Here is a 4,512-nt window from a genome sequence, read left to right on the forward strand (position 1 = left end):
AAGCTCGGCACCGGCGGTCGTCACCCGCGCCGAGGCTTGCTGGCGGCGCTGGGAGGAGGCGGGCACGCCCGGCATCGCCCCCGGCGCGCTGCTGGAAACGGACGAGGCGCCCGCGTGATCGCCGAATGGCGCGCGGCGGGCGCGCGGGTGGTGTTCACCAACGGCTGCTTCGACCTCATGCATCCCGGCCATATCGCCTTGCTGGAGGCGGCGGCGCGGGAGGGCGACCGCCTCGTGGTGGCGCTCAACACCGACGCCTCCGTGAAGCGGCTGAAGGGCGAGCGCCGCCCGGTGCAGGACGAGGCGGCGCGCGCCCGCGTCATGGGCGCGCTGCGCTGCGTCGATCTCGTGGTGCTGTTCGACGAGGACACGCCGCTGCGCCTGATCGAGACGCTGAAGCCCGACGTTCTGGTGAAGGGCGCCGACTATCGCGAGGACCAGGTGGTGGGGGCGGACGTGGTGAAGGCCTATGGCGGCCGCGTCGCCCTGGTGCCGCTGGTGGCGGGCCGCTCCACCTCGGCGCTGGTGGCGAAGGCGAAGGAATAAGGCCGGCCGTGACGGCGCGTCCCGGCCACCGCGGGGCTTTGGCAACCGCCGTCGATCCATCCCAGGTCTGACCGGCGGCCTTCTGCATGCGGCGCACAAAAAAGTCGGGCATCCGAGTTGCCGTGACGGACGAGGCTCCTATAGTCGCTTTTGGTGTCGGTGCCCGCATCCGCGGGCCGAAAGAGGGAATGCGGTGCGGGCGCTCGTCGCCTTATGCCGCAGCTGCCCCCGCAACTGTCGGCGGAAAGTCCCCCCGCAAGGGCCACTGGAGCGATCCGGGAAGGCGCGGGGCGGGCGGTGATCCGCGAGCCAGGAGACCTGCCGCCGCCGCATCGCCCGTTCGCGGGCACATCCAGGGCGCCCTCGGTGGGAGGGCGAGGGGGTCACATGTCTCGTTCCATGAAGTTTCACGCCGCATCCGCATCCGTCGTCGCGGCGTTCGCCATGCTGGCCGCGGCGCCGGCCCACGCCCATCACATGATGGGCGGTGAGATGCCGTCCACGTTCGCGCAGGGCCTGCTGTCCGGTCTCGGCCATCCGGTGATCGGCCTCGATCATCTGGCCTTCATCGTCGGTGTCGGCGTGGTGGTGGGCGCGTTCGGGCTGAACCTCGCGCTGCCGGCGCTGTTCGTCGCCGCCTCGGCGATCGGCGTCGCCATCCACGTGGCCGGGGTTTCGCTGCCGGCCTCCGAGCTGGTGGTCGCGGCCTCGGTCATCCTGCTGGGCGTTCTGCTGGCGCGCGCCGCCAAGCTGCCGCCGGCGGGCTGGGCGGCGCTGTTCGCGCTCGCCGGCCTGTTCCACGGCTATGCCTATGGCGAATCGATCTTCGGCGCCGAGCAGACCCCGCTGGTGGCCTATCTGGTGGGCCTCGTCATCATCCAGAGCGTGATCGCCGTGGGCGTCGCGCTCGCCGCCCGCTCGGTGAAGGAGGCCCCGGTGTCGCTCAATGCGCGCCTCGCGGGTGCCGCCGTGGCGGGCATCGGCATCGCCGCGCTCGCCGGGCAGATCATTCCGGGCTGAGGTGGCAACGCCTGAGGGCGGCCTCGTCCTCATCCTCGGCGGAGCGCGCTCGGGCAAGAGCCGCTTCGCCGAGGCGCTGGTGGAGGCCGCGCCCGGTCCCTGGACCTACATCGCCACCGCCGAGGCGCACGACGGCGAGATGGCGGCGCGCATCGCCCTCCATCGCGCCCGCCGCGCCGGCGGCTGGGAGACCGTCGACGCCCCGCTCGACCTTGCCGGCGCACTGGCGGCGCTGCCGGATGGGCGGCCGGCGCTGGTGGACTGCCTGACCCTCTGGCTCACCAACCATCTTCTGGCGGACCACGACCTCGATGCCGAGGCGGAGCGCCTGCGCGCGGCCCTTGCGGCGCGGGACGGCCTCACGGTCTGCGTCTCGAACGAGGTGGGCTTCGGCATCGTGCCGGACAATGCGCTCGCCCGGCGCTTCCGCGACGCCGCGGGGCGGCTGAACCAGCAGGTCGCGGCGATCGCCGGGCGCGTGACGCTGGTGGTCGCGGGCCTGCCGCTCGACCTCAAGACGCCGGGAGGCGCCCCATGAGCGATCTCGAACCCAAGCCCGCGCCCACCGGCGAAGCCGAGCGCCACCGCGCCAAGATGGAGAAGCGCAAGGCCGTTCAGGACGCCGAGGTGGCCGGCAAGACCATCGAGAAGGGCCTGCTCCTGGTCCATACCGGCCCCGGAAAGGGCAAGAGCACGGCCGCCTTCGGCCTCGCGCTGCGCGCGCTCGGGCGCGGCGGGCGCGTCGGCGTGGTGCAGTTCATCAAGGGCGCCTGGTCCACCGGCGAGCAGCAGGCGTTCGCCGCCTTCGGCGACCGCGTCGCCTGGCACACCATGGGCGAGGGCTTCACCTGGGAGACCCAGGACCTCGACCGCGACCGCGCCGCCGCCGCCCGCGCCTTCGGCAAGGCGCGTGAACTGATGGCCGACGAGACCATCGGCCTCGTCATCCTCGACGAGCTGAACATCGCCCTGCGCTACGACTACCTGGACCTGGCCGAGGTGATCGACGCACTGACGGCGCGCCGGCCCGGCCTCCACGTGGTCGTGACGGGCCGCAACGCCAAGCCGGAGATGATCGCGGCGGCCGACCTCGTGACCGAGATGGGCCTCGTGAAGCACCATTTCGCCGCCGGGGTGAAGGCGCAGCCGGGCATCGAGTTCTAGCCCATGGCCGCGCGCGCGCTCATGTTCCAGGGCACCGGCTCCGATGTGGGCAAGTCGCTGCTGGTGGCGGGGCTGGCGCGCGCCTTCGCGAACCGCGGCCTCACGGTGCGCCCGTTCAAGCCGCAGAACATGTCCAACAACGCCGCCGTGACCGCCGACGGCGGCGAGATCGGCCGCGCCCAGGCGCTGCAGGCGCGGGCGGCGCGGGTTCCCCTCTCGGTGCACATGAACCCGGTGCTGCTGAAGCCGCAGGGGGAGACCGGCGCCCAGGTGGTGGTGCAGGGCCGCGTCGTCGCCACCGCCCGCGCGGCCGCCTACCAATCGCTCAAGCCGCAATTGATGCCGCAGGTGCTGGAGAGCTTCGCGCGGCTCAAGGCCGAGGCCGACCTCGTTCTGGTGGAAGGCGCGGGCAGCGCCTCCGAGGTCAATCTGCGCGCCAACGACATCGCCAATATGGGCTTCGCCCAGGCCGCCGGCGTGCCGGTGGTGCTGATCGGCGACATCGACCGCGGCGGCGTCATCGCCAGCCTGGTCGGCACGAAGGCGGTGATCGATCCGGCGGACGCGGCGCTGATCTCAGGCTTCATCGTCAACCGCTTCCGCGGCGATCCGGCCCTGTTCGCCGACGGCATGACGCGGATCGCCGACCTCACCGGCTGGCGCGCCTTCGGCCTCGTGCCGCATTTCGCCGACGCCGCGCGCTGCCGGCCGAGGACGCGCTGGCGCTTGCCGCGCCGCCACCCGCCAAGGCCGGGGCGCGGCGGCGCGTGGGCGTGCCGATCCTGCCCCACATCTCCAATTTCGACGACCTCGATCCCCTCGATGCCGAGCCGGACATCGAGGTCCGCCGCCTGCGGCCCCATGAATGCCTGCCGCCGGACACCGATCTGGTGCTGCTGCTCGGGTCGAAATCCACCCTGGCCGACCTCGCGGCGCTGAAGGCGGGCGGCCTGCATCACGACATCATTGCCTTCGCCCGGCGCGGCGGGCGGGTGCTCGGCCTGTGCGGGGGCTACCAGATGCTGGGCCGCACCCTCGCCGATCCGGACGGCGTCGAGGGGGAGGCGCGGATCGCCCGCGGCCTTGGCCTGCTGGAGGTCCACACCGTGCTTCGGCGAGAAGCGGCTGGTGGAGGTGGCGGGGGAGGCACTCGGCGCGCCGCTCCGCGGCTACGAGATGCACCTTGGCGTGACCACCGGGCCCGACACGGCGCACCCCTTCGCGCGCCTCGCGGCCGGGGGCGGGGGAGGGGACCCCCGAGGGGGCGGCTTCGGCGGACGGGCGCATCGCCGGCACCTATCTCCACGGCCTGTTCGCCGCCGACGCCTTCCGCGCCGCCTTCCTGGCGCAGCTCGGCGCGGCGCCGGACGGAATGAATTTCGAGGCCCGGGTGGAGGCGGCCCTGGACGGCCTCGCGGCCCATCTCGCCAGCCATCTGGACCTCGACGCGCTGCTCGACGCGGCGCGCTGACAGCGCTGGCGCGACCGGGCGCGGCGGGCCGGCCTCAGCTGAACAGCAGGGTCTGCGCGATCGCGCCGAGCAGGACGAGGCCGATCAACAGGCCGTCCGCGCGCCGGTAGAGCGCCAGCGCGCGCCGCACGTCGGTGCTGGTGGCCTCGCGCCGCCCATCGCCCATATAGGCGTCATCGGTCGGCACGCCGCCATACACCTTCGGACCGTTGAGCCTGAGCCCCCAGTGCCCCCGCCATGGCGCCTCCGGCCAGCCGGCATTGGGCGAGCGGTGCCGCGCCGCGTCGCGCCGCATGGCTTCGGCCGCCCCG

4 protein-coding genes, 2 pseudogenes and 1 riboswitch are annotated in these 4,512 nt (G+C 73.3%); of the genes and pseudogenes, 5 read left to right on the plus strand and 1 reads right to left on the minus strand.

What is annotated here, in order from left to right; genetic code table 11:
- Nucleotides 1-117 precede the first annotated feature (117 nt).
- The 5 genes and pseudogenes from rfaE2 to AC2W7M_RS20375 form a co-directional block, all read left to right on the plus strand.
- Nucleotides 118-546: pseudogene (rfaE2, locus tag AC2W7M_RS20355) on the plus strand (D-glycero-beta-D-manno-heptose 1-phosphate adenylyltransferase); the annotation flags it as partial.
- Between the two features lie 140 nt (nucleotides 547-686).
- Nucleotides 687-886: riboswitch (cobalamin riboswitch) on the plus strand.
- 47 nt (nucleotides 887-933) lie between these two features.
- Nucleotides 934-1,566, plus strand: coding sequence for a HupE/UreJ family protein (locus AC2W7M_RS20360; RefSeq protein WP_486134448.1), 633 nt, complete (start codon nucleotides 934-936; stop codon nucleotides 1,564-1,566).
- A gap of 1 nt (nucleotide 1,567) precedes the next feature.
- Nucleotides 1,568-2,104: a bifunctional adenosylcobinamide kinase/adenosylcobinamide-phosphate guanylyltransferase gene (cobU, locus tag AC2W7M_RS20365; protein WP_486134449.1), complete on the plus strand. Its 537-nt coding sequence runs from the start codon at nucleotides 1,568-1,570 to the stop codon at nucleotides 2,102-2,104.
- On the plus strand, nucleotides 2,101-2,730 hold the full coding sequence (gene cobO, locus AC2W7M_RS20370; RefSeq protein WP_486134451.1) for a cob(I)yrinic acid a,c-diamide adenosyltransferase: 630 nt from the start codon (nucleotides 2,101-2,103) through the stop codon (nucleotides 2,728-2,730). The genes cobU and cobO overlap by 4 nt, the downstream gene beginning before the upstream one ends.
- Nucleotides 2,731-2,733: 3 nt before the next feature.
- Nucleotides 2,734-4,201 (plus strand): annotated as a pseudogene (locus AC2W7M_RS20375) (cobyric acid synthase).
- 34 nt (nucleotides 4,202-4,235) lie between these two features.
- Here the strand turns inward: AC2W7M_RS20375 and AC2W7M_RS20380 are convergent.
- Nucleotides 4,236-4,512: cobalamin biosynthesis protein (locus tag AC2W7M_RS20380; RefSeq protein WP_486134452.1), on the minus strand; the 277-nt coding region annotated here is incomplete at its 5' end.

The sequence above is a fragment of the Xanthobacter sp. BG11Y11_SDJG genome (assembly GCF_057364445.1).

Bases quoted from the DNA above. Each gene is read 5' to 3' on its own strand.
- AC2W7M_RS20360 (WP_486134448.1), top strand. From the start codon at position 934: ATGTCTCGTTCCATGAAGTTTCACGCCGCATCCGCATCCGTCGTCGCG.
- cobO (WP_486134451.1), top strand. From the start codon at position 2,101: ATGAGCGATCTCGAACCCAAGCCCGCGCCCACCGGCGAAGCCGAGCGC.